Consider the following 19582-nt stretch of genomic DNA (forward strand, 5'->3'; position numbering starts at 1 on the left):
CGCTGACCGCCGGAGAACTCGTGCGGGAAGCGGTTGTAGTGCTCGGGGTTCAGGCCCACGATCTCCAGCAGCTCACGGACCCGCTTCTCCCTGCCTCCCTCCGGCTGGATCCCGTTGATCTCCATCGGACCCGAGATGATCTTGCCCACCGTCTGGCGGGGGTTCAGCGACGAGTAAGGGTCCTGGAAGATCATCTGGATCTCGGAGCGGACCGGGGCCAGCTGCTTGCGGCTCGCGTGCGTGATGTCCTGCCCGCGGTACGAGATCCTGCCGCCCGTCGGCTCCATCAGCTTGGTGATCAGCCGGCCCGTGGTCGACTTGCCGCAGCCCGACTCCCCCACCAGACCGAAGCTCTCGCCGACGTGCACGGTCAGGTCGATGCCGTCCACCGCCTGCACCTGGCCGACCGTGCGGCGGATCGGGAAGCCGCCCTTGACCGGGAAGTGCTTGACGAGCTTCTCCACGACCAGCAGCGGTTCGCCGGGCGCGTCGGGGGCGGCTTCGCGGGGAGTGGGGAGGACGAGGTCCTCTGTCATGTCCGTAGACCTCCTAGCCCAGTCGGGGCTTGATCTCTTCGATGAAGATGGTCCGCTTCTCCTCGGCCGTGAGGTGGCAGGCCGAGGAGCGGTCCGGACCGAGCAACGGGATCTCGGTGACGCAGCGGTTGCCGCCGACGCGGTCCTGGAAGGTGCAGCGCGGGTGGAAGCGGCAGCCGGAGGGCGGCTTGAGCAGGGACGGCGGGGTGCCGGGGATCGGGGCCAGCGGGGCGTTCGGGTCCGAGTCCAGGCGCGGCATCGAGTTCAGCAGGCCCCAGGTGTACGGGTGTTGCGGCGCCCTCAGCACCTCGTCGACCGTGCCGCGCTCCACCGCGCCGCCCGCGTACATCACCATGATGTCGTCCGCCATGTCGGCGATGACCCCGAGGTCGTGCGTGATGAAGATGATCGCCGAGCCGAACTCCTGCTGCAGGTCCTTCAGCAGGTCCAGGATCTGGGCCTGGACGGTGACGTCCAGGGCGGTGGTCGGCTCGTCGGCGATCAGCAGGTCGGGGTCGCAGACCAGCGCCATCGCGATCATCGCGCGCTGGCGCATACCGCCGGAGAACTGGTGCGGGTAGTCCTTCGCCCGTTGTCGCGGGTTCGGGATGCCGACCTTCCCCAGCATCTCCACCGCCCGCTCCCAGGCCGCCTTCTTCGAGGCGCGCATGTGCTTCATGTACGGCTCGGCGATCTGCCGGCCCACGGTGTAGTACGGCGACAGGGCGGTGAGGGGGTCCTGGAAGATCATGGCGACCTTGTTGCCGCGCAGCCTCTCCAGTTCGGACTCCCGGGCGGTGGTCAACTCCTGCCCCTCCAGCAGGATCTCGCCCTCGACGGTGGTGAACATCGGGTTGTGCAGCCCGAGGATCGTCAGGTTCGTCACCGACTTCCCCGAGCCCGACTCGCCCACGATGCCCAGCGTCCTGCCGCGCTCCAGGTCGAAGGAGAGCCCGTCCACGGCCCGTACGACGCCGTCCTCGGTCCTGAAGCTGACGTGCAGGTCCCGCACCGAGAGGAACGCGTCCGCGTCGGCCGGGACCGGGGCGCCGGCCTCCTTGGTCAGAGTGGTCACGTCAGTGCTCCCAATCAGCAGTACCGCTGGAACGATTCCCCGCCGGGGCCTAGGCCAGGCGTACCCGGGGGTCGATGAAGGCGTACGCGGCGTCGACGACGATGTTGCAGAGCAGGATCATGGTGGCGGAGAACAGCATCACGCCCAGCAGCAGCGGCAGATCGCTGAAGAACACCGACTCCACCGCCAGCCGGCCGAGCCCCGGAAGTCCGAAGGTGTACTCCGTGATGATGGCGCCGCCGAGCAGCGAGCCGAGGTCGATGCCGAAGATGGTGACGACGGGGATCAGCGAGCCGCGCCAGGCGTAGCGGAAGAAGACGTACCGCCGGGACATGCCCTTGGCGCGGGCGGTGCGGACGTGTTCCTCCTGGAGTTGCTCGATCATCGAGGAGCGCGACATACGCGTGTACTGCGAGGCGAAGATCGTCGACAGCACCACCCACGGGATGATCAGTCCTCCGAACCAGGCGGCGGGGTTCTCGGTGAACTCGTTGTAGGCGGGCTTGTCGAAGATGTGGGTCTGGTAGACGAGGATCGCCAGGGCCAGCGGGCCGAGGAAGTAGATCTGCATCGAGCTGATCACCATCGCGCCGGCCGTGAAGGCCTTGTCGACGAGCGTGCCGCGCTTCCAGGCGGCGATCAGTCCGGTGCCCAGACCGACGACCAGGAAGCAGACCGCCCCGCCCACGGTGAGCGAGAGGGTGGTGGGCAGGCGGTCCATCAGGGTGGCCCAGACCTGCTCGTTGGAGTGGTACGAGTACCCGAAGCAGGGGGCGGGGCAGGGACCTTGGGCGAAGTCGTCGCTGCCCGTGACGAGGTTGGTCAGGAAGATCCAGTACTGCTCGGGGATCGGCTTGTCGAGGCCGAGGACCCGGTGCAGGTTCTCCAGGTTGGCCGGCGTGCACGTCTTGCCGCACATCAGGAGCGCCGGGTCACGCGGCATTCCGAAGAACAGCAGGAAGGTGACGATGCTCAGCAGGAAGAGGATGACGACGGCGCCGAGGGACCGGCGGACCAAAAAGCGCAGCATGGCAGGCAGCTCTCAGACGTCGGCGGGCCGGGCGGCACCCGGCGCGCGGGCCCCGGGGGAGGGCGGACGCACCGGGTGCCGCGAAGGGCGGGGTTACTTGACGTACAGGCGGCGCGGGTCGACGCCGGCGATGATGTCGTCGTAGACGAGGCCGCCGATCTTGGATCCGGCGATCTGGACCTGCTTGTAGTAGGCGGTCGGTACGACGTTGACCACCTTCGTGAGCAGGTACTTGTTGAGCTTCTCCCACTCGGCCGCGGCCTTGACCGGGTCGGTGATCGTGTTGATCCGGTCGATCTCGCTGTTGACCTTGGGATCGTTGATCTGGGAGTAGTTCTGGGCGCCCTCGGCGATCATGCGTCCGTCGTACAGCGGCGGGATCACGGTCGAGGCGGACGGCCAGTCGGCACCCCACGCGGTGTGGAAGATGTCGTAGTTGTTGTCCAGCTTGCTGACCTGGTCGTAGAAGGTCTCGGCCGGGATCTCCTGGCGCTGGACGTCGAAGCCGGCCTTCTCCAGGCCCGCCGCCATGGCGGTGGAGTACTGCTGGCCCTCAGGGGTGTTGATGTAGCCGAAGGTGAGCTTCAGACCGACCTTGCCGGCCTCTTCCAGCAGCTTCTTGGCCTTGGCCGGGTCGCCCGCGGGCTTCTTCTTCTTGCCGAACGGGTCGAACGAGGCGTCGTAGCCGCTGACGGTCGGGCTGATGATGCCGCCCGCGACCTCCATCGCGTCGGTGCCGCCGTAGGCACGCACGAAGGGTGTGACCGGAAGCGCGTGGGCGATGGCCTGGCGGACCTTGATGTCCTTCATCTCCGGGTGGCTCATGTTGATGTTCATCTGGCCGACGTACGGCTGGTAGCCGGAGACCGTACGGGACTTCAGCTTCGGGTCGTTCAGGACCTTGGACAGGTTGCCCGCGTCGACCTGGTTGCTGAAGCTGACACCCGTCCGGTCACTGCCGCTGTCGGCGAGCAGCGCCTTGGTGGAGTCCTCGTACTGCTGGTTGAAGGTGATGTTGAACCGGTCGACGTACTGGTGCCGCAGCGGGTCCGTGGCCGGGTCCCAGTTGGTGTTCCTCACCAGCACCATCGACTTGCCCGACTTGAACTCCTGGATCTTGTACGGGCCGGCGGCCACCGGGTCCTTGTCGTACTTCTCCTTGGTGTCGCCCTTCTTGGAGACGATGGCGTAGCCCGTCATGGCGAGGGCGTACGGCAGGTCGGGGTGCGGTTTCTTGAACTTGAAGACGACCGTGTTCTCGTCGGGTGTCTCCAGGATGCTGTCCGGCAGGTGCTTGCCCTTGAACGGGCCGTCCGGCAGCAGCTTGCGGTAGTCGGCACCGGGGGTGTCGGCCAGCCACTGCTGGATGTACGGCGGGCCCTGGTTGATGAAGGGCGCGAACTGCCGCTCGAAGGTGTGGCGGACGTCGGCCGAGGTGATCGCGGAGCCGTCCTCGAACTTGATGCCGTCCTTGAGCGTGAACTTCCAGGTCTTGCCGCCGTCCGTGGTCGTGCCGGAGTCGGTGGCGAGGTCGCCGACGACCTCGTGCTCGCTGCCGTCGTTGCTGGTCGCCTTGTAGCCGGTGAGGCCTCTGTGCAGCAGTTGGGAGACCGCCATCTCGTCCTGGACGTAGATCTGGCCCGGGTCGAGGTGGGCGTAACTGTCGCGGGCCAGCACCGAGATGGTGCCGCCGGACTTGGCGCCGGGGACCTCGGCCGCGGGTCCCTTGGAGGCCGCGGCGTCCCCGAACTTGATGGACGCCTGCTGCCGCTCGGCGTTCTCCTGCTGTTTCTTGTCGTTGCCAGTGCCCTTGCTGCCGCCCTCGCTGCACCCGGTCAGCACGAGTGCGCCGGCCGCGAGCACCGAGATCGCCGCGTATGCGTGGCGTCCGCCCCTACTCATCACTCAGTTCCCACCCATCTGTGTGTCACCAGTGCCAAGGAAGTGCCAAGTGCGAAGTGCCAATAGCCAAGTGCCAAGTGCGAAGTACCAGGTGCCAACCAGTGCGTCAGCGTGCCGTCTTGGGGTCGAAGGCGTCTCTGACGGAATCCCCGAGCAGGTTGAACGCGACGATGAAGATGATCATCGAGATGCCGGGGAAGAACATGTAGGTGATGTCGTTCCGCATCACGAGCTCGGTGGACGCCTTGGAGAACATCTGTCCCCAGTCCGGCGTCGGCTCGACGATGCCCACGCCGAGGAAGGACAGACCGGCCTCGGCGGTGACGAAGTTGGGGAGCATGTAGGTGCCCTGCACGAGGATCGGGGTGACCACGTTCGGCAGGATCTCCTTGCGGATGATCCGCCCCGGCGGGGCCCCGCTGACCTTGGCCGCCTCGATGAACTCCCGTTCTCGCAGGGCGAGTGTGGTGCCTCTGAGGATCCGCCCGAGGCTCATCCAGCCCAGGAACCACATCACCAGGATGAGGGCGACCACCCGGACGTAGACGGGCGTCTCGTCGCGCGGGCTGACGAACAGGGAGACCACGACCGGCATGCTGGCGATGAAGAACAGCTGGGACGGGAAGGCGAGCAGGAAGTCGATGACCCGGCTGATCCAGTAGTCGGTCTTTCCGCCCAGGTAGCCGGCCGTGACGCCGAGGATGATCCCGGTGAGCACGGTCGCGATCGTGACCGCGACGGAGATCCCCAGCGAAGTCCGGATGCCGTAGAGCAACTTGGTGAAGACGTCGTATCCGTTGCCGGGTTCGAGGCCGAACCAGAACTCGCCGCTGATCCCGCCGTTGGGCTGCACCGGGACGCCCGCGCTGTCGAACAGCTCAGGGCGCTCGTCGGCGTACACCGTGTACGGGTCCTTGCCGTACAGCCAGGAGATCACCGGGGCGAGCAGGCCGATCAGGAAGAAGAAGATGACGACGCAGGCCGAGATCACGCCGGTGCGGTCGCGTTTGAAGCGGATCCACATCAACTGCCCGGGTGAGCGCCCGACGAGCTGCTCGTCCTCGGCCTTCTCCGTCGGCTGTGGCTCGCCGTCCGCGACGATCGAGGTCCCGCCACCCTCAATACCGATACGACTTTTCACGTTTCGTCCGTTTCGCTGGTATGGGTATGCCAAAGCGAGGCGTACGGAAGTCCGCAGCCGGACGCGCGTAAGAGGTGGTGCGCCCCTTCCTCCGACACCCCTGACGGAGGATCAAGCGACCCCTGCCGCTCGTGAGTCGAACACTGTCCCCACAGTGCGAGGCCCATTGACCCGAGCGCTGCCGCTAACTATCTGCCATGCGCCAACTACCGACCACCGTCTTGAAATCTCAATTCAGTCACAGCTCACGGCGAGATCTTCCAAAATCCGGACAAAGCGTTTGCGGGGAGAAGGCCGCGAAACGGACGTGTTCCCTGGCTATCGTGCGAAGATCTCCGCATTTCGGACATGGGGGCGAGTCTCAGCCACGGAAAAACGACTTGCAAAAAGCCCGGGCTCCCCCATGACGGGGGAGCCCGGGCTCAAGTGCTCGATACTCAGCCGTGCTTGGCGCGGCTCGCGGCGCGGGCGCGCTCGCGGGCGTCCAGGTTCACCTTGCGGATGCGCACCGCCTCCGGCGTCACCTCCACGCACTCGTCGTCGCGGCAGAACTCCAGGGACTGCTCCAGCGACAGCTTGCGCGGCGGGACGATCGACTCGGCGACATCGGCCGTGGACGACCGCATGTTGGTGAGCTTCTTCTCCTTGGTGATGTTGACGTCCATGTCGTCGGCGCGCGAGTTCTCGCCGACGATCATGCCTTCGTACACCTCGGTGCCGGGCTCGACGAACAGCACACCGCGCTCCTGGAGGTTCGTCATCGCGAACGCGGTGACGGCACCGGCGCGGTCGGCGACCAGCGAACCGTTGTTGCGGGTCTGAAGGGTGCCGAACCAGGGCTCGAAGCCCTCGTGGATCGAGTGGCCGATGCCGGTGCCGCGGGTCTGGGTCAGGAACTCGGTCCGGAACCCGATCAGACCACGGGACGGAACGACGAACTCCATGCGCACCCAACCGGAACCGTGGTTGGACATGTTGTCCATACGGCCCTTGCGCACACCCATGAGCTGGGTGACGGCGCCCATGTGCTCCTCGGGCACGTCGATGGTCATGCGCTCGACGGGCTCGTAGACCTTGCCGTCCACGTCCTTCGTCACGACCTGCGGCTTGCCGATGGTCAGCTCGAAGCCCTCACGGCGCATCTGCTCGACCAGGATGGCCAGCGCCAGCTCGCCACGGCCCTGCACCTCCCAGGCGTCCGGCCGCTCGGTGTCCAGGACGCGGAGGCTGACGTTACCGATCAGCTCGCGGTCGAGGCGGTCCTTGACCTGGCGGGCGGTGACCTTGCGGTCCTTCACGGCCGCCTTCGCGTCGGCGCCCTTGCCGGTGCCGCCGCGGCCGACCAGCGGGGAGGTGTTGGTGCCGATGACCATGGAGATCGCGGGCTCGTCGACCGTGATCAGGGGCAGCGGGACCGGGTTCTCCGGGTCGGCGAGGGTCTCGCCGATCATGATGTCCGGGATACCGGCGACGGCACAGATGTCACCGGGGCCGGCCACCTCGGCCGGCTTGCGGGTCAGCGCCTCGGTCATCATCAGCTCGCTGATGCGGACGTTGGTGACGGATCCGTCGCGCTTCATCCACGCGACCGTCTGCCCCTTCTTCAGCTCGCCCTGGTGCACGCGCAGCAGCGCGATACGGCCGAGGAAGTTGTCGGCGTCGAGGTTGGTGACGTGGGCCTGGAGCGGGGCGTCCTCGTCGTAGGTGGGGGCCGGGATGTGCTCCAGGATGGTGGAGAAGAACGGCTCCAGGCTGGTGGAGTCCGCGGGGACGGTCCCGTCCTCCGGCTTGGTGAGCGACGCGATGCCGTCACGGCCGCAGGCGTAGACGATCGGGAACTCGATCTGCTCCTCGTCGGCGTCCAGGTCGAGGAAGAGGTCGTAGGTCTCGTTGACGACCTCGTCGATACGGGCGTCCGGCCGGTCCGTCTTGTTGATGCACAGGATGATCGGCAGGCGGGCCTGGAGCGCCTTGCGCAGCACGAACCGGGTCTGGGGCAGCGGCCCCTCGGAGGCGTCGACGAGCAGGACGACCCCGTCGACCATCGACAGACCGCGCTCGACCTCGCCACCGAAGTCGGCGTGGCCGGGGGTGTCGATGATGTTGATCGTGATGGGCTCCCCGCCGTCCTTGGGGTGGTACTTCACCGCCGTGTTCTTGGCGAGGATCGTGATGCCCTTCTCACGCTCCAGGTCGTTCGAGTCCATCATGCGGTCGTCGACCTGGTCGAGCTGGTGCGCGGCGAAGGCACCGGCCTGCTTCAGCATGCCGTCGACGATGGTGGTCTTGCCGTGGTCGACGTGGGCGACGATGGCGACGTTACGGATGTCGTGGCGCGTGGCCATATTGCGGCGTACTCCCGGAGTGTGAGGACGGCCCTGCTGCGTACGTCTGTGTTACGCGGGCCCTGCCGGGCGGAACATGCCACGGCCTCACCCCATGGTACGGGGCCGCTGCCGCTGGGGCTTGGTGGGATGCTTCAGCGCAGGTCAGTGAAGGGTTGACGCCCCTTTCCGGCCCGCACAGGGGGTCTGCGGCCCCCAGACCCCCGCTGTGGGCCGGTGTCGCAGCGTGACCGCTCCCCTCCAGCCCCTAACCGACCGACGTCGTAGCCGACGGCCTCGTCCCCTTCTTCAGGAAGCCCATGTCCTCGTACACCGGCGTCTCGAAGCCGAAGGCGCCCGCGTTGGCGAGGTTCTTCTTCGCCGCTGTCAGCTGGGGCCGCTGGTAGAGCGGGATCGAGCCGGCCGCCGCCCAGATGCGGGAGTCGGCCTTGCGGATCAGGGAGCGGGACTCGGACTCGTCGAGCGTGGCGATCGCCTGGTCGAAAAGCTGGTCCACCTGGTCGGTGCCGACGCGCGTGTAGTTCTGCTCGACGTTCAGGGAGCCGTCGGCCGCCGGGACCGGCTTGGCGTAGATGGGGCGGGCGTCGGTGGCGGGGTAGGCGGACGTCGGCCAGGAGTAGAGGGCGAGGTCGTACTGGCCGGAGGCGATGTGGTCCTTGAAGTAGCTCTCGTCCGAGACCTTGCTGATCTCGGTACGGATGCCGATCCGCTCCAGCATGAGCCCGATCCGGTCCGCCACCGTCCGCAGCGTCCGGGAGCCCTCGCCCGACGGCACCACGAACCGCAGGACCAGCGCCTTGCCGTCCTTCGCCAGCGGCCGCGCCGCCGCCCCCGCCGGCGCGGCGGTGCCCTGGGGGGCGTACGCGCCGGGCGCCCCGCCCTGCTGAAGCTGCTTGCCGCCGTACTGCTTGCCGTCCTGGGCGAGGTGCTCCCCCGTACGGCCGTCGCCGTCACCCGCCTTGTCGTCCTCGCCGACGATGTACGTGCCGTCGTCCCCGCCGGCCGAGTCCGGGTCCGAGTCCTTGCCCGCCGAGTCCGAGTCCTTCTCGCCCTTGCCGGCCTTGTCGGTCCCGCCGGCCTTCTCGGTCTTCTCGGGCTTCTCGTTCTTGTCAGCCTTCTCGTTCTTGTCAGCCTTCTCGGCTTTCTCGGCCTTCTCGGCGTTCCCGGTCTTGTCAGCCTTCTCGGCCTTCTCCCCGCCCTCGCCCTTCTCGGCCTTCTCCCCGCCCTCGCCCTTCTCGGCCTTCTCCCCGCCCTCGCCCTTCCCGGCCTTCTTCCCCTCCGCCCCGGCCGCCTTCTCCCCCTTCTCCGGTTCCTTGACCGGCCCGCCCGGCACCCACCCCGCGTCCGCGAGCAGCGCCTGCGCCTCCTCCGTGTCCTGGTCGCCGATCGCACCGCTGTTGTCGGCGTACGCGGCCTGGCCGGACAGGGCGAGATGGCTGCCGACCGGCTCGGCGGGCAGGCCGAGCGGGGCCAGGACCAGCTTCGCCAGCTCCTCGCGGTCCAGCGCGCGCGCCACGGCCCGCCGCACCCGCTCGTCGGCGAGCGGACCGTCGGTGCCGTTGAGGGCGAGCTGGGTGTACGTCGGTTCCAGGGACTTGCGCAGCTCGAAGCCGCGGAACGCCACCTCGTCCCGCCGCTGCTGGGGGGTCTTCTTCTGGCGCCGGTCCGGACCCATCAGCGGCGTGCCGCTGGCGCTCGCTCCGGCGCCGGCTCCGGTGCTCGCCGGCCGGGGAGGCGCGGCGAGGGCGATGCGCCGGGCCGCCGCGGGGTCGATCTCGGCCAGGTCGAGCTTTCCGGCGGCCAGCTCGGCGGTCCGCTCGTCGCGCGGCACGGCCCGCAGGACGATCTCGTCGAGCTTGGCCCGCTGTCCCCACCAGCGGGGATTGCGGGTGAGCCGGACCTCGTCGTCCTTGCGGTCGATCTTCTTCAGGGTGAACGGCCCGGCGCTGACCTTCAGCTTCTTGCGCGCCCCGTCGTTGAAGGAGTCCGGCGTGCCCATGACCTCCTTCGGGTACAGCGGCGAGAAGAGAGAACGCCAGTCGGCGTACGGGCGGGCGAAGGTGACCCGGACCTCCAGGTCGCCCTTGCCGCGCTCGATCCTCTCGATCCGGTCGTAGCCGGCGTTGCGGGCGGTCCAGTAGGCGCTGTCCTTGCCGGACAGGGCCCGCCACTGGGCGGCGAAGTCGGCGGCGCCGATCTCCCGGCCGTCGCTCCAGACGGCCTGCTGGTTGAGCTTGTACAGGACGACCTGCTTGGGCTCGGTCTCGACGATCTTGGCGGACTCCAGGTAGTCCGGGTTGCGCTCCGGCCGCCCGTTGGGGTCGAGCCGGAACATCGAGGGCAGGGTGGCCTGCGCGATCCGGGTCGTGGTGGCGTCGGCGTCCGACTGGAACGTGTTCAGTGTCTCCGGTACGGCGTCCACGGCCCACCGCAGCGTGCCTCCGTCGGCGACCTCGGCCCGGGCGGCCGGTGCGATGTCCTGCCCGGCCAGCGGCTTCCCGGCGGGATCGGGGTCGCTGCACCCGGAGAGCACGGTCATCGCGAGCCCACCGGCCGTGAGGAAGACGACCGAGCGCATGACCGCGCGGGAGGGCCTGGATCCGGCGCCGTCGTGGGACATCACTGCGTACCTCCGGAGAGCGGGTCCCGCCGGTGACAATTAGTGCGTTCTGATCACGTTTGGCGGTATTTTGGAGCTGATCAGATCTAAGGCACCCCACTGAAGGGGAAAGGGTTCGCCAGGCGGAGACGACACGGCGGCGGGGGCGTACAAGGCCACCCGCGTGGAGCAACGCACCCCCGGCGCTCCGCCCGGCTCCCCGGCGTACACAGAGCGCGCGTGCGGGCGTGCGTCGGAGGCATGCAATCCGCCAATCGCTGCACATGGCTTCACATCGGCAGGTGTGACGCGCAACACTCGCAGGCGCATGAACGTTGCCACCCAGGGCCGAAGGGCCCACGGAAGTGAGGTCACGTCATGTCCGTGCAAGACGACCTGACAGCTGTCCAGCGCTGCCTCGACGACCTGTCCCGGTCCGTTGGCCGCCTGGAGAAGCAGCTCGGTACCGCCGGGCTGGAGATGCGCCGCGTCCGTACCGACGCCAACCATCTGCGCGAGAGCGTCGCGCTGCTGCGGGATGCGGCCGCGAGCCCCACCGCGCAGCGCAAACCGGAGCTCGTCACCATCCCCGACACGCCGTACGACGACTCTCTGTGGATCGACACGGATGACGAGGGTCTCGGCGCCCGGGACCGCCACGCCCCCTGAGAACCCGCACCCGACCGGAGTCATGCATTGGCCACTGGTACGGAACCCCATCTGAACAGCGGCGGCGTACACACCGGTACGCGCGCCGCGATCGCCGCCCCGCATCTGCGGACCGACCGCTGGTGGCTGGCCCCGGCCGCCACCGCGGCCGGTCTGCTCGCCTTCATCGTGTACTCGACCTGGCGGGCCTTCGCCAACGCGGACTACTACGCGGCGCCGTACGTCTCCCCGTTCTACTCGCCCTGTCTGGCGGAGAACTGCGAACCCATGCGCGCCGGGCCGAACTGGGACCTGTTCGGGAACTGGTGGGGCATCTCCCCCGCGATCATCATCCTGATCTTCCCGCTCGGCTTCCGCCTGACCTGCTACTACTACCGCAAGGCCTACTACCGCGGCTTCTGGATGTCGCCCCCGGCCTGCGCGGTGGCGGAGCCGCACAAGAAGTACAGCGGTGAGACGCGCTTCCCGCTGATCCTGCAGAACATCCACCGGTACTTCTTCTACGCCGCCATCCCGGTCGCCGGCATCCTGACCTACGACACGGTGCTCGCCTTCCGCGACGAGAACTACGAGTGGGGCCACATGGGCCTGGGCACCCTCGTCTTCCTCGTCAACATCGTGCTGATCTGGGCGTACACCCTCTCCTGCCACTCCTGCCGGCACATCGTCGGCGGCAAGCTCAAGCACTTCTCCAAGCATCCGGTGCGCTACCGGATGTGGCAGTGGATCGGGAAGCTGAACGCCCGCCACATGCTGCTCGCCTGGACGTCGCTGGTGAGCGTGGCGCTCGCCGACTTCTACGTCTATCTCGTCGCGTCCGGGGTCTTCGACGATCCGCGCTTCTTCTAATCGTGAGTGGGGACTGAACTGATGTCCGTGGTCGAACGGCAGGAGTGGGACGTCGTCGTGGTCGGCGCGGGGGGCGCGGGCCTGCGAGCGGCGATCGAGGCGCGCGAGCGAGGCGCCCGTACGGCCGTGATCTGCAAGTCGCTGTTCGGCAAGGCGCACACGGTGATGGCCGAGGGCGGCATCGCGGCGGCCATGGCCAATGCCAACCCGCACGACAACTGGCAGGTCCACTTCCGCGACACCATGCGCGGCGGCAAGTTCCTCAACCAGTGGCGGATGGCCGAGCTGCACGCGCGGGAGGCGCCGGAGCGGGTGTGGGAGCTGGAGACCTGGGGCGCGCTGTTCGACCGTACGAAGGACGGCCGTATCTCGCAGCGCAACTTCGGCGGCCACGAGTACCCGCGCCTGGCGCACGTCGGCGACCGCACGGGCCTGGAGCTGATCCGCACGCTCCAGCAGAAGATCGTCTCGCTCCAGCAGCAGGACAAGAAGGAGACCGGGGACTACGAGTCCCGTCTGAAGGTCTTCCAGGAGTGCACGGTCACGCGGATTCTGACTGTGCCTGACAGCGGCTCCGCCGCGGGCGGCGGCCGGGTCTCCGGGGTCTTCGCGTACGAGCGCGAGACGGGCCGTTTCTTCGTGCTCGAAGCCCCCGCGGTCGTGATCGCGACGGGCGGGATCGGCAAGTCCTTCAAGGTGACGTCGAACTCCTGGGAGTACACGGGCGACGGCCACGCACTGGCACTGCTCGCCGGGGCGCCCCTGCTCAACATGGAGTTCGTGCAGTTCCATCCGACGGGCATGGTCTGGCCGCCGTCGGTGAAGGGGATCCTGGTCACGGAGTCGGTGCGTGGCGACGGCGGGGTGCTGCGCAACTCCGAGGGCAAGCGGTTCATGTTCGACTACATCCCCGACGTCTTCAAGGAGAAGTACGCCGAGTCGGAGGAGGAGGGCGACCGCTGGTACGAGGACCCGGACAACAACCGGCGCCCTCCGGAGCTGTTGCCGCGTGACGAGGTCGCCCGCGCCATCAACGCCGAGGTGAAGGCGGGCCGGGGCTCGCCGCACGGCGGGGTCTTCCTGGACGTCTCGACCCGGATGCCGGCGGAGGTCATCAAGCGCCGGCTGCCCTCCATGTACCACCAGTTCAAGGAGCTGGCGGACGTGGACATCACGGCCGAGGCGATGGAGGTCGGGCCGACCTGCCACTACGTCATGGGGGGCATCGCGGTCGAGTCGGACACCGCGGCGGCACGCGGGGTGCCCGGCCTCTACGCGGCCGGTGAGGTGGCCGGAGGCATGCACGGCTCGAACCGCCTCGGCGGGAACTCGCTGTCCGACCTGCTGGTGTTCGGCCGCAGGGCGGGCTGGCACGCCGCCGAGTACGCCGCCGCGCGGGCCTTCGAACGTCCCGAGGTCAGCGACCTCCAGGTCGACACGGCGGCCGCGGAGGCGCTGCGCCCCTTCTCGGCGGAAGGACCGGCCCCGGGCACGGAGGACGGGCGCCCGCCGGAGAACCCGTACACCCTCCACCAGGAACTCCAGCAGACCATGAACGACCTCGTCGGCATCATCCGCCGCGAGGCCGAGATGGAGCAGGCGCTGGAGAAGCTGGCGGATCTGCGGGTACGCGCCCGGCGGGCCGGCGTCGAGGGCCACCGGCAGTTCAACCCCGGCTGGCACCTCGCGCTCGACCTGCGCAACATGCTGCTGGTCAGCGAGTGCGTGGCCCGGGCAGCGCTGGAGCGTACGGAGTCGCGCGGCGGCCACACCCGCGAGGACCATCCGACGATGGACCGCAAGTGGCGCAACATCAACCTGCTGTGCCAACTGGCCGATCCGACGGGTGGTCTCGCGGCCACCGACCCCGAACGCGGCCAGATCACCCTCCTGCGGGAGACCACCGACCCCGTCCGCCCCGACCTGCTCGCTCTCTTCGACAAGGAGGAGCTGGTCAAGTACCTCGCCGAAGAGGAGCTGTACCAGTGAGCAGCTACGAGGCCCGCTTCAAGGTGTGGCGGGGCGATGTGCGGGGCGGCGGCCTGGAGGACTTCAAGGTCGAGGTGAACGACGGCGAGGTGGTGCTGGACATCATCCACCGCCTGCAGGCCACCCAGGCGCCCGACCTGGCCGTCCGCTGGAACTGCAAGGCGGGCAAGTGCGGTTCGTGTTCCGCCGAGATCAACGGGCGGCCGCGGCTGATGTGCATGACGCGGATGTCGGTGTTCGGCCGGGAGGAGACGATCACGGTGACGCCCCTGCGGGCGTTCCCGGTGGTCCGCGACCTCGTGACGGACGTCGGCTTCAACTACGAGAAGGCGCGTGAGGTCCCCGCCTTCGTTCCGCCCGCCGGCCTGGGTCCCGGCGAGTACCGGATGATGCAGGAGGACGTGGACCGCTCGCAGGAGTTCCGCAAGTGCATCGAGTGCTTCCTGTGCCAGGACACCTGCCACGTCGTGCGCGACCACGAGGAGAACAAACCGGCGTTCGCGGGGCCGCGCTTCCTGATGCGGGTGGCGGAGCTGGACATGCACCCGCTGGACGCGGCCGCCGAGGCCGGCCTGGACCGCAGGACGACCGCCCAGGACGAACACGGCCTCGGCTACTGCAACATCACCAAGTGCTGCACGGAGGTCTGCCCCGAGGGCATCAAGATCACGGACAACGCCCTGATCCCCTTGAAGGAACGGGCCGCCGACCGCAAGTACGACCCGTTGGTGTGGCTGGGGTCGAAGATCAGGAGGCGGTGATCCCCCCTCGCACTCCTCGCCCGCCTCGTTCCCGGCGGTCCGTTCGTCACCCGCCACACCCCGGGCTCATCCCCGGTCGCGCCGGCGCAATCGGGCTCATACGCTCCCAAATGTGACGTCATCCTTGATCCGGGGCCGGCCGCGGCGTGGGGGCTCGCCCATATCCGTGCGGGTGGTGCACGCCCTGGTGGGTGGGGTGGCCGCGGTGGTGTGGCTGGTGTTGCCCGCGATGACGGCGATGACGATCGGGGACGGGGATCCGGTCGCGGGCGGTGCGCCGCGGCCCGTCGCCGGGGCGGTGGCTCAGCAGGAGGTCGAGGAGACGTCCGCGGTGGACCTCGTGATGCCGTTGCTGGCGGCTGTCGCGGCGGGGGTGCTCGCAGGGTACGGGTTCCTGCGGCGGAGGCGGCGGGCACGGGGGCGTACGACTCCCGGTGGGGCGCCGGTCCCGGTCGTCGAGCCCGCGGTGGGGGAGCTCGATGAGCGGGCGCGTGCCCTGCTGGTCGAGGCCGATGACTGGGTGCGGGTGAGTCGGGAGGAGCTCGGGTTCGTCGCGGGGCGGGTCGGGGCGGGGGGTGGGGAGCCTGCCGCGGTTGAGCCTTTCGCCGCGGAGTCTTTCGCTATTGAGCCTTCCGCCGTTGAGCCTTTCGAGCGGGTTCTGCGGGACGCGGAAGGGGAGCTGGCGGTCGCGTTTCGGATGCGGTGGCAGTACGAGGGCGGCGTGCCGCAGGAGAGCGCGGCTCGGCGGCATGTGCTCGCCGGGATCGTCGGGCGCTGCGAGGAGACGGGGCGGTTGCTGGACGCGCAGGCCGCCGCGTTCGACCAGACGCGGGGGTTGGAGGAGGGCCTGGGCGGGGGGCTGGGTCATGCGCTGGTCGTCGCCGAGGGGCGGTTTCGGGAGCTGGCCGGGCGTATCGGGGACACGGACGCCGTCCTTGCCGAGCTCGGCGAGCGGTACGCCCCCTCCGCCACCGCCGCCGTCGCGGGCCATGTCGAGCAGGCCAAGGACCGGCTGGTGTTCGCCACCACGCGGCTCAACCTGTCCCGCCAACGCGCCGACTCGGGCGAGAACGGGCGGGCCGCGGGACAGTTGCGGTCGGCCGAGGGCGCCATCGCCCAGGCCGCCGTCCTCATCGACGGCATCGAGCGGCTCGCCGGGGAGCTGGCGACGGCCGCGGCGATGGTTCCGGCCGCGCTGACCGGCGGTGAGGCGGAGATCGCCGGGGCGCGGGAGTGGCTGCGGCGAGCCGGTGCCGGGACCTGGGACGCCGACGCGCCGAGGTCCGTCGGCGGGCCGCCGCCACCCGGCTCGCCCGCCTCCCCGCGCGCCGTCGAGGTCCCTCCCGGTGAGCTGCACGCCCGTGCCACCCGTGCCGACCTCGTCCTGGCCGTCGTACGAGAGGAGCTGACGTCCGGGCGGTACGACGCCCTCGACGTGCTGCGGCGGATCGTGCGGGGCGTTCAGCCCGTCTTCGCGGGGCGGGCCGGGGTGATCCCGGCCGCCGCGCTGGTGTGCGCGCGCAGTGCCGTGGCCGGGGCGGACGCTGTCGTCGCGACGCATCGGGCGGCGGTGGGCGGCGAGGCGCGCACCCGGTTGGCGGAGGCCCGGCGACTGCTCGCTCCCCCGGCGTCCGCGTCGGGGGCGGGTCGGGACGTGCGCCAGGAGCTCGCCGACCTCGTCGCGGCCGACGCTCTGGCCCAGCAGGCCCACGACCTCGCCGAACAGGACATACGCGTGCACGGCCACCCCGTCGTCGGCCCCGGCGCCGACACCGTAGGACTCGCCGGCGCCGTCCTCGGCGGGGTGCTGCTGGGCAGGGAGCCGGACGGCGGACCGCCCGTCAGCTTCGGCGGACCGCGCAGCCGGGAGCGGCGCGGAGACACGGCCCGCACCTGAACGCGCCGCGCCTCCGCCCGGCACGGCAACACCCCGCACCCCCACGCTCAGAACAGACTCAGCAACGCCTCCGCCGGATCCGCCAGCCCGTTCTCCCCGTCCGGCAGCGGGAGTTCGAACCACACCGTCTTGCCGCGCGGTGTGCGGCGGGAGCCCCACGCGGCACTGAGGAGGCCGACCAGTTGCAGGCCCCGGCCGCCCTCGTCCGTGTCGCGGGCGCGGCGGCGGCGTGGTTGGACCAGACCGGAGTCCCAGACCTCGCAGACCAGGGTGCGGTCCAGCAGGAGGCGGAGTCGGATCTCGCCCTCGCCGTAGCGCAGGGCATTGGTGACCAGTTCGCTGACCAGGAGTTCCGTGGTGTCGACCAGGGGTTCCAGGTCCCATGACAGCAGCTGGCCGCGGGCGTACTCACGGGCGCGGCCCACACTGCGCGGTTCCCGCGGCAGCGTCCAGTCGCCGACCGACTCGGCGGGCAGGCCCTGGACGCGGGCCATCAGCAACGCGATGTCGTCCTCGCCGTGGTGGCTGTCGAGGGTGTTGAGGACGTGGTCGCAGACGTCCTCCAGGGGGCGGGAGGGGTCGGTGAGCGCTCCCACGAAGGCTTGCAGACCCTCGTCCAAGGGGTGGTCGCGGGACTCGACCAGGCCGTCCGTGTAGAGCGCCAGCAGCGCGCCCTCCGGCAGTTCGACCTCCACCTCCTCGAACGGTTCCCCGCCCACGCCCAGCGGCATCCCCGGCGGCACGTCCAGCATCAGCGCCGCCTCACCGGGTTCGACGAGGACCGGCGGCAGGTGGCCGGCGTTGGCGAAGGTGCACCGGCGTGTGACGGAGTCGTAGACCGCGTACACGCAGGTCGCGAGGTACACCTCGGACAGGTCCGCCTCACGGGGCCGGCGGGCCGCGCGGGTGGCCTGCTGGACGCCGCCGGGGGCGCCCAGGCCGCGCGCGATCTCGTCCAACGCGGAGAGGACCTCGGCCGGTTCGAGGTCGAGGAGCGCCAGTGTTCGTACAGCCGAACGCAGTTCGCCCATCGCGACGGCCGCGCGCAGGCCACGTCCCATGACGTCCCCGACGACCAGCGCCGTGCGGTGCCCGGGGAGTTCGATGACGTCGAACCAGTCACCGCCCACCTCGCTCGGGCGGTCGGACGCGGCGTTGCCGGGCAGATAGCGGCACGCGATGTCCAGCCCGGACGCGACCGGGTCCCCCGGCGGGAGGAGCGAGCGTTGCAGTATCAGCGCGCGCTCGTGCTCGCGCCGGTACAGGCGGGCGTTGTCGATGCACACCGCCGCCCGCGCCGCCAGCTCCACCGCGAGGTCCTGGTCCCGCTCGCCGAACGGCTCACTGCCCTTCGTCCGGGCGAACTGCGCCAGTCCTACGACCGTGTCATGGGCGACCATCGGCACGGCGAGCGTGGACTGGACGAGGCCGCCCTCCTCGCCGGGCACGTGCTGCGGCCGGGCGGTGCGCAGGGCGTCCGCGCAGGGCGAGTTGAAGGGGTAGTGGTGGACGGCGCCGACCGCGACGGGGGCGCCGCCGCCGACGAACGGCGCGTCGGAGACCGCGCTGGCGAAGGCGACGCGGCGCACTTCGGCGCTGCCGTCGGCGAGGCCGGGCGGGGTCTCGTCGCCGGCCAGCAGGCCCTGGTAGAGGTCGACGGTGGCCAGGTCGCAGAAGCCGGGGACCACGACGTCGAGGAGTTCGCGGGCGGTGGTCTCCAGGTCGAGGGAGTTGCCTATGCGGGCACCGGCCTCGTTCAGGAGGGCGAGATTCCGCCGCGCGGCGGCGGCCTCGCGGGCGGCGGCGCGGCGGGCGGTGATGTCGATTCCGAGCCAGGCGATGCCGATGGGACGGCCGCTGCCGCTGTGCACCCGGTAGAGGTTGATGGACCAGTGGCGGCGCTCGTCGGAGCCGGGCAGGAAGCCCGTGACGTGCATGTCCGTGATGGAGTCGCCGCTCTCCAGGACGCGGCGCAGGGTGGCCGTCACCCGGTCCGCCTCGGGGCGGGCGAGATAGTCGTGGACACCGCGGCCGCGGTGGTCGTCCGGTGTGCCGCCGAAGACGGAGGCGAACCGGTGGTTGGCGCGACGCACCCGCAGGTCCGAGTCGATCAGCAGGAAGCCGAAAGGAGACTGACCGAAAATCGCCTGCGAGGCGGCGAGGTCGGTCTCGATACGGCGGAGGGTGCGCACGTCGACGACGATGCAGACGGCGGCCTTCTCACCGTCCTCGGTCCGCGTCGGCATGACGTAGACCTCGGCGAGGCCCTCCTCACCGCGCTCCCCCTCGGCCGTGTCCGGCTTCCGGAAGGGGACGACACCGGTCCACTCCCGCCCGTCGAGGATCTCGGCCATCTTGCGCTGGCCCTGCTCGCGCAGGTCGGGGTCGATGAACGTCTCGATGGGGTCCGTGCCGACGGCACGCTCAGCCGGGATGCCGAACAACTGCTCGGCGCGCAGGCTCCACTGGTCGACCAGGCCGTCGGGGCCGATGGAGAAGGACGCGACCTTGATGTAGTCGTACATCGAGCCGGGCGGACTGCTCTGCCAGATGGGGTCCCCGGGGCGGGCCTCGTCGGAGGCGAAGCCCGAGTCGTGGGGGGTGAGGCCGTCGGGGGCCGGTGTGTCACGGGAGCCCCGTGTGTGGTGCGTCGCCCGTTCTGGCGCGGCCCTCCTCCTCGCGCCGTCCGACGGGTCCTCGGACTCCGTGGCCTTCGCTGGTATCTCGCTCACGCGAACCGTCCCCTCCAGCTCACCGCGTCCGGCACCGGTCACCGGCGGCGGCTGCCC

At 69.7% G+C, this 19582-nt stretch carries 13 protein-coding genes; 5 read left to right on the forward strand and 8 right to left on the reverse strand.

From position 1 onward, the window contains the following. From ABZ078_RS15005 to ABZ078_RS15035, 7 genes are all read right to left on the reverse strand, one after another. Nucleotides 1-536 (reverse strand): ATP-binding cassette domain-containing protein (locus ABZ078_RS15005; RefSeq protein ID WP_356575252.1); only part of this gene is annotated, 536 nt, incomplete at its 3' end. Between the two features lie 13 nt (nt 537-549). Further along, entirely contained in the window at nt 550-1611 is a 1062-nt protein-coding gene (locus tag ABZ078_RS15010) for an ABC transporter ATP-binding protein (protein ID WP_356575254.1), read from the reverse strand. 49 nt (nt 1612-1660) lie between these two features. Next, nucleotides 1661-2641 carry an ABC transporter permease gene (locus ABZ078_RS15015; protein WP_356575256.1) on the reverse strand — a complete coding sequence of 327 codons (981 nt, stop codon included), beginning with the start codon at nt 2639-2641 and terminating at the stop codon, nt 1661-1663. 93 nt (nt 2642-2734) lie between these two features. Then, on the reverse strand, nt 2735-4543 hold the full coding sequence (locus ABZ078_RS15020; protein WP_356575257.1) for an ABC transporter substrate-binding protein: 1809 nt from the start codon (nt 4541-4543) through the stop codon (nt 2735-2737). Between the two features lie 106 nt (nt 4544-4649). Beyond that, nucleotides 4650-5684 (reverse strand): ABC transporter permease, encoded by a 1035-nt coding sequence (locus ABZ078_RS15025; protein ID WP_356575258.1) that lies wholly within the window; start codon nt 5682-5684, stop codon nt 4650-4652. A gap of 437 nt (nt 5685-6121) precedes the next feature. Then, nucleotides 6122-8029: a translational GTPase TypA gene (gene typA / locus ABZ078_RS15030; RefSeq protein ID WP_356575260.1), complete on the reverse strand. Its 1908-nt coding sequence runs from the start codon at nt 8027-8029 to the stop codon at nt 6122-6124. Between the two features lie 247 nt (nt 8030-8276). Further along, entirely contained in the window at nt 8277-10649 is a 2373-nt protein-coding gene (locus tag ABZ078_RS15035; protein WP_356575261.1) for an ABC transporter family substrate-binding protein, read from the reverse strand. Between the two features lie 357 nt (nt 10650-11006). Between ABZ078_RS15035 and ABZ078_RS15040 the strand changes: the two genes are divergently transcribed. The 5 genes from ABZ078_RS15040 (at nt 11007) to ABZ078_RS15060 (ending at nt 16793) form a co-directional block, all read left to right on the forward strand. Then, on the forward strand, nt 11007-11297 hold the full coding sequence (locus tag ABZ078_RS15040; protein WP_356575263.1) for a hypothetical protein: 291 nt from the start codon (nt 11007-11009) through the stop codon (nt 11295-11297). Between the two features lie 27 nt (nt 11298-11324). Next, entirely contained in the window at nt 11325-12146 is an 822-nt protein-coding gene (locus ABZ078_RS15045; protein ID WP_356575265.1) for a hypothetical protein, read from the forward strand. A 21-nt stretch (nt 12147-12167) separates the two neighbouring features. Further along, the gene (locus tag ABZ078_RS15050; RefSeq protein WP_356575267.1) at nt 12168-14135 is read left to right on the forward strand and encodes a fumarate reductase/succinate dehydrogenase flavoprotein subunit; all 1968 of its coding nucleotides are present in this window, start codon (nt 12168-12170) and stop codon (nt 14133-14135) included. Continuing rightward, a complete protein-coding gene (locus ABZ078_RS15055; RefSeq protein WP_356575269.1) occupies nt 14132-14896 on the forward strand; it encodes a succinate dehydrogenase/fumarate reductase iron-sulfur subunit in 765 nt (254 codons plus the stop codon). The genes ABZ078_RS15050 and ABZ078_RS15055 overlap by 4 nt, the downstream gene beginning before the upstream one ends. Nucleotides 14897-15008: 112 nt before the next feature. Then, on the forward strand, nt 15009-16793 hold the full coding sequence (locus tag ABZ078_RS15060) for a hypothetical protein (RefSeq protein ID WP_356575271.1): 1785 nt from the start codon (nt 15009-15011) through the stop codon (nt 16791-16793). A 47-nt stretch (nt 16794-16840) separates the two neighbouring features. Here ABZ078_RS15060 and ABZ078_RS15065 read toward each other — a convergent pair whose 3' ends face one another. Then, on the reverse strand, nt 16841-19525 hold the full coding sequence (locus ABZ078_RS15065) for a SpoIIE family protein phosphatase (RefSeq protein WP_356575273.1): 2685 nt from the start codon (nt 19523-19525) through the stop codon (nt 16841-16843). Nucleotides 19526-19582: the final 57 nt, after the last annotated feature.

It is taken from the genome of Streptomyces sp. NPDC006385, assembly GCF_040612485.1.
GTDB lineage: Bacteria > Actinomycetota > Actinomycetes > Streptomycetales > Streptomycetaceae > Streptomyces.

Bases quoted from the DNA above. Each gene is read 5' to 3' on its own strand.
- ABZ078_RS15050 (WP_356575267.1), top strand. From the start codon at position 12,168: ATGTCCGTGGTCGAACGGCAGGAGTGGGACGTCGTCGTGGTCGGCGCG.
- ABZ078_RS15040 (WP_356575263.1), top strand. From the start codon at position 11,007: ATGTCCGTGCAAGACGACCTGACAGCTGTCCAGCGCTGCCTCGACGAC.
- ABZ078_RS15015 (WP_356575256.1), bottom strand. From the start codon at position 2,641: ATGCTGCGCTTTTTGGTCCGCCGGTCCCTCGGCGCCGTCGTCATCCTC.
- typA (WP_356575260.1), bottom strand. From the start codon at position 8,029: ATGGCCACGCGCCACGACATCCGTAACGTCGCCATCGTCGCCCACGTC.
- ABZ078_RS15035 (WP_356575261.1), bottom strand. From the start codon at position 10,649: ATGTCCCACGACGGCGCCGGATCCAGGCCCTCCCGCGCGGTCATGCGC.
- ABZ078_RS15020 (WP_356575257.1), bottom strand. From the start codon at position 4,543: ATGAGTAGGGGCGGACGCCACGCATACGCGGCGATCTCGGTGCTCGCG.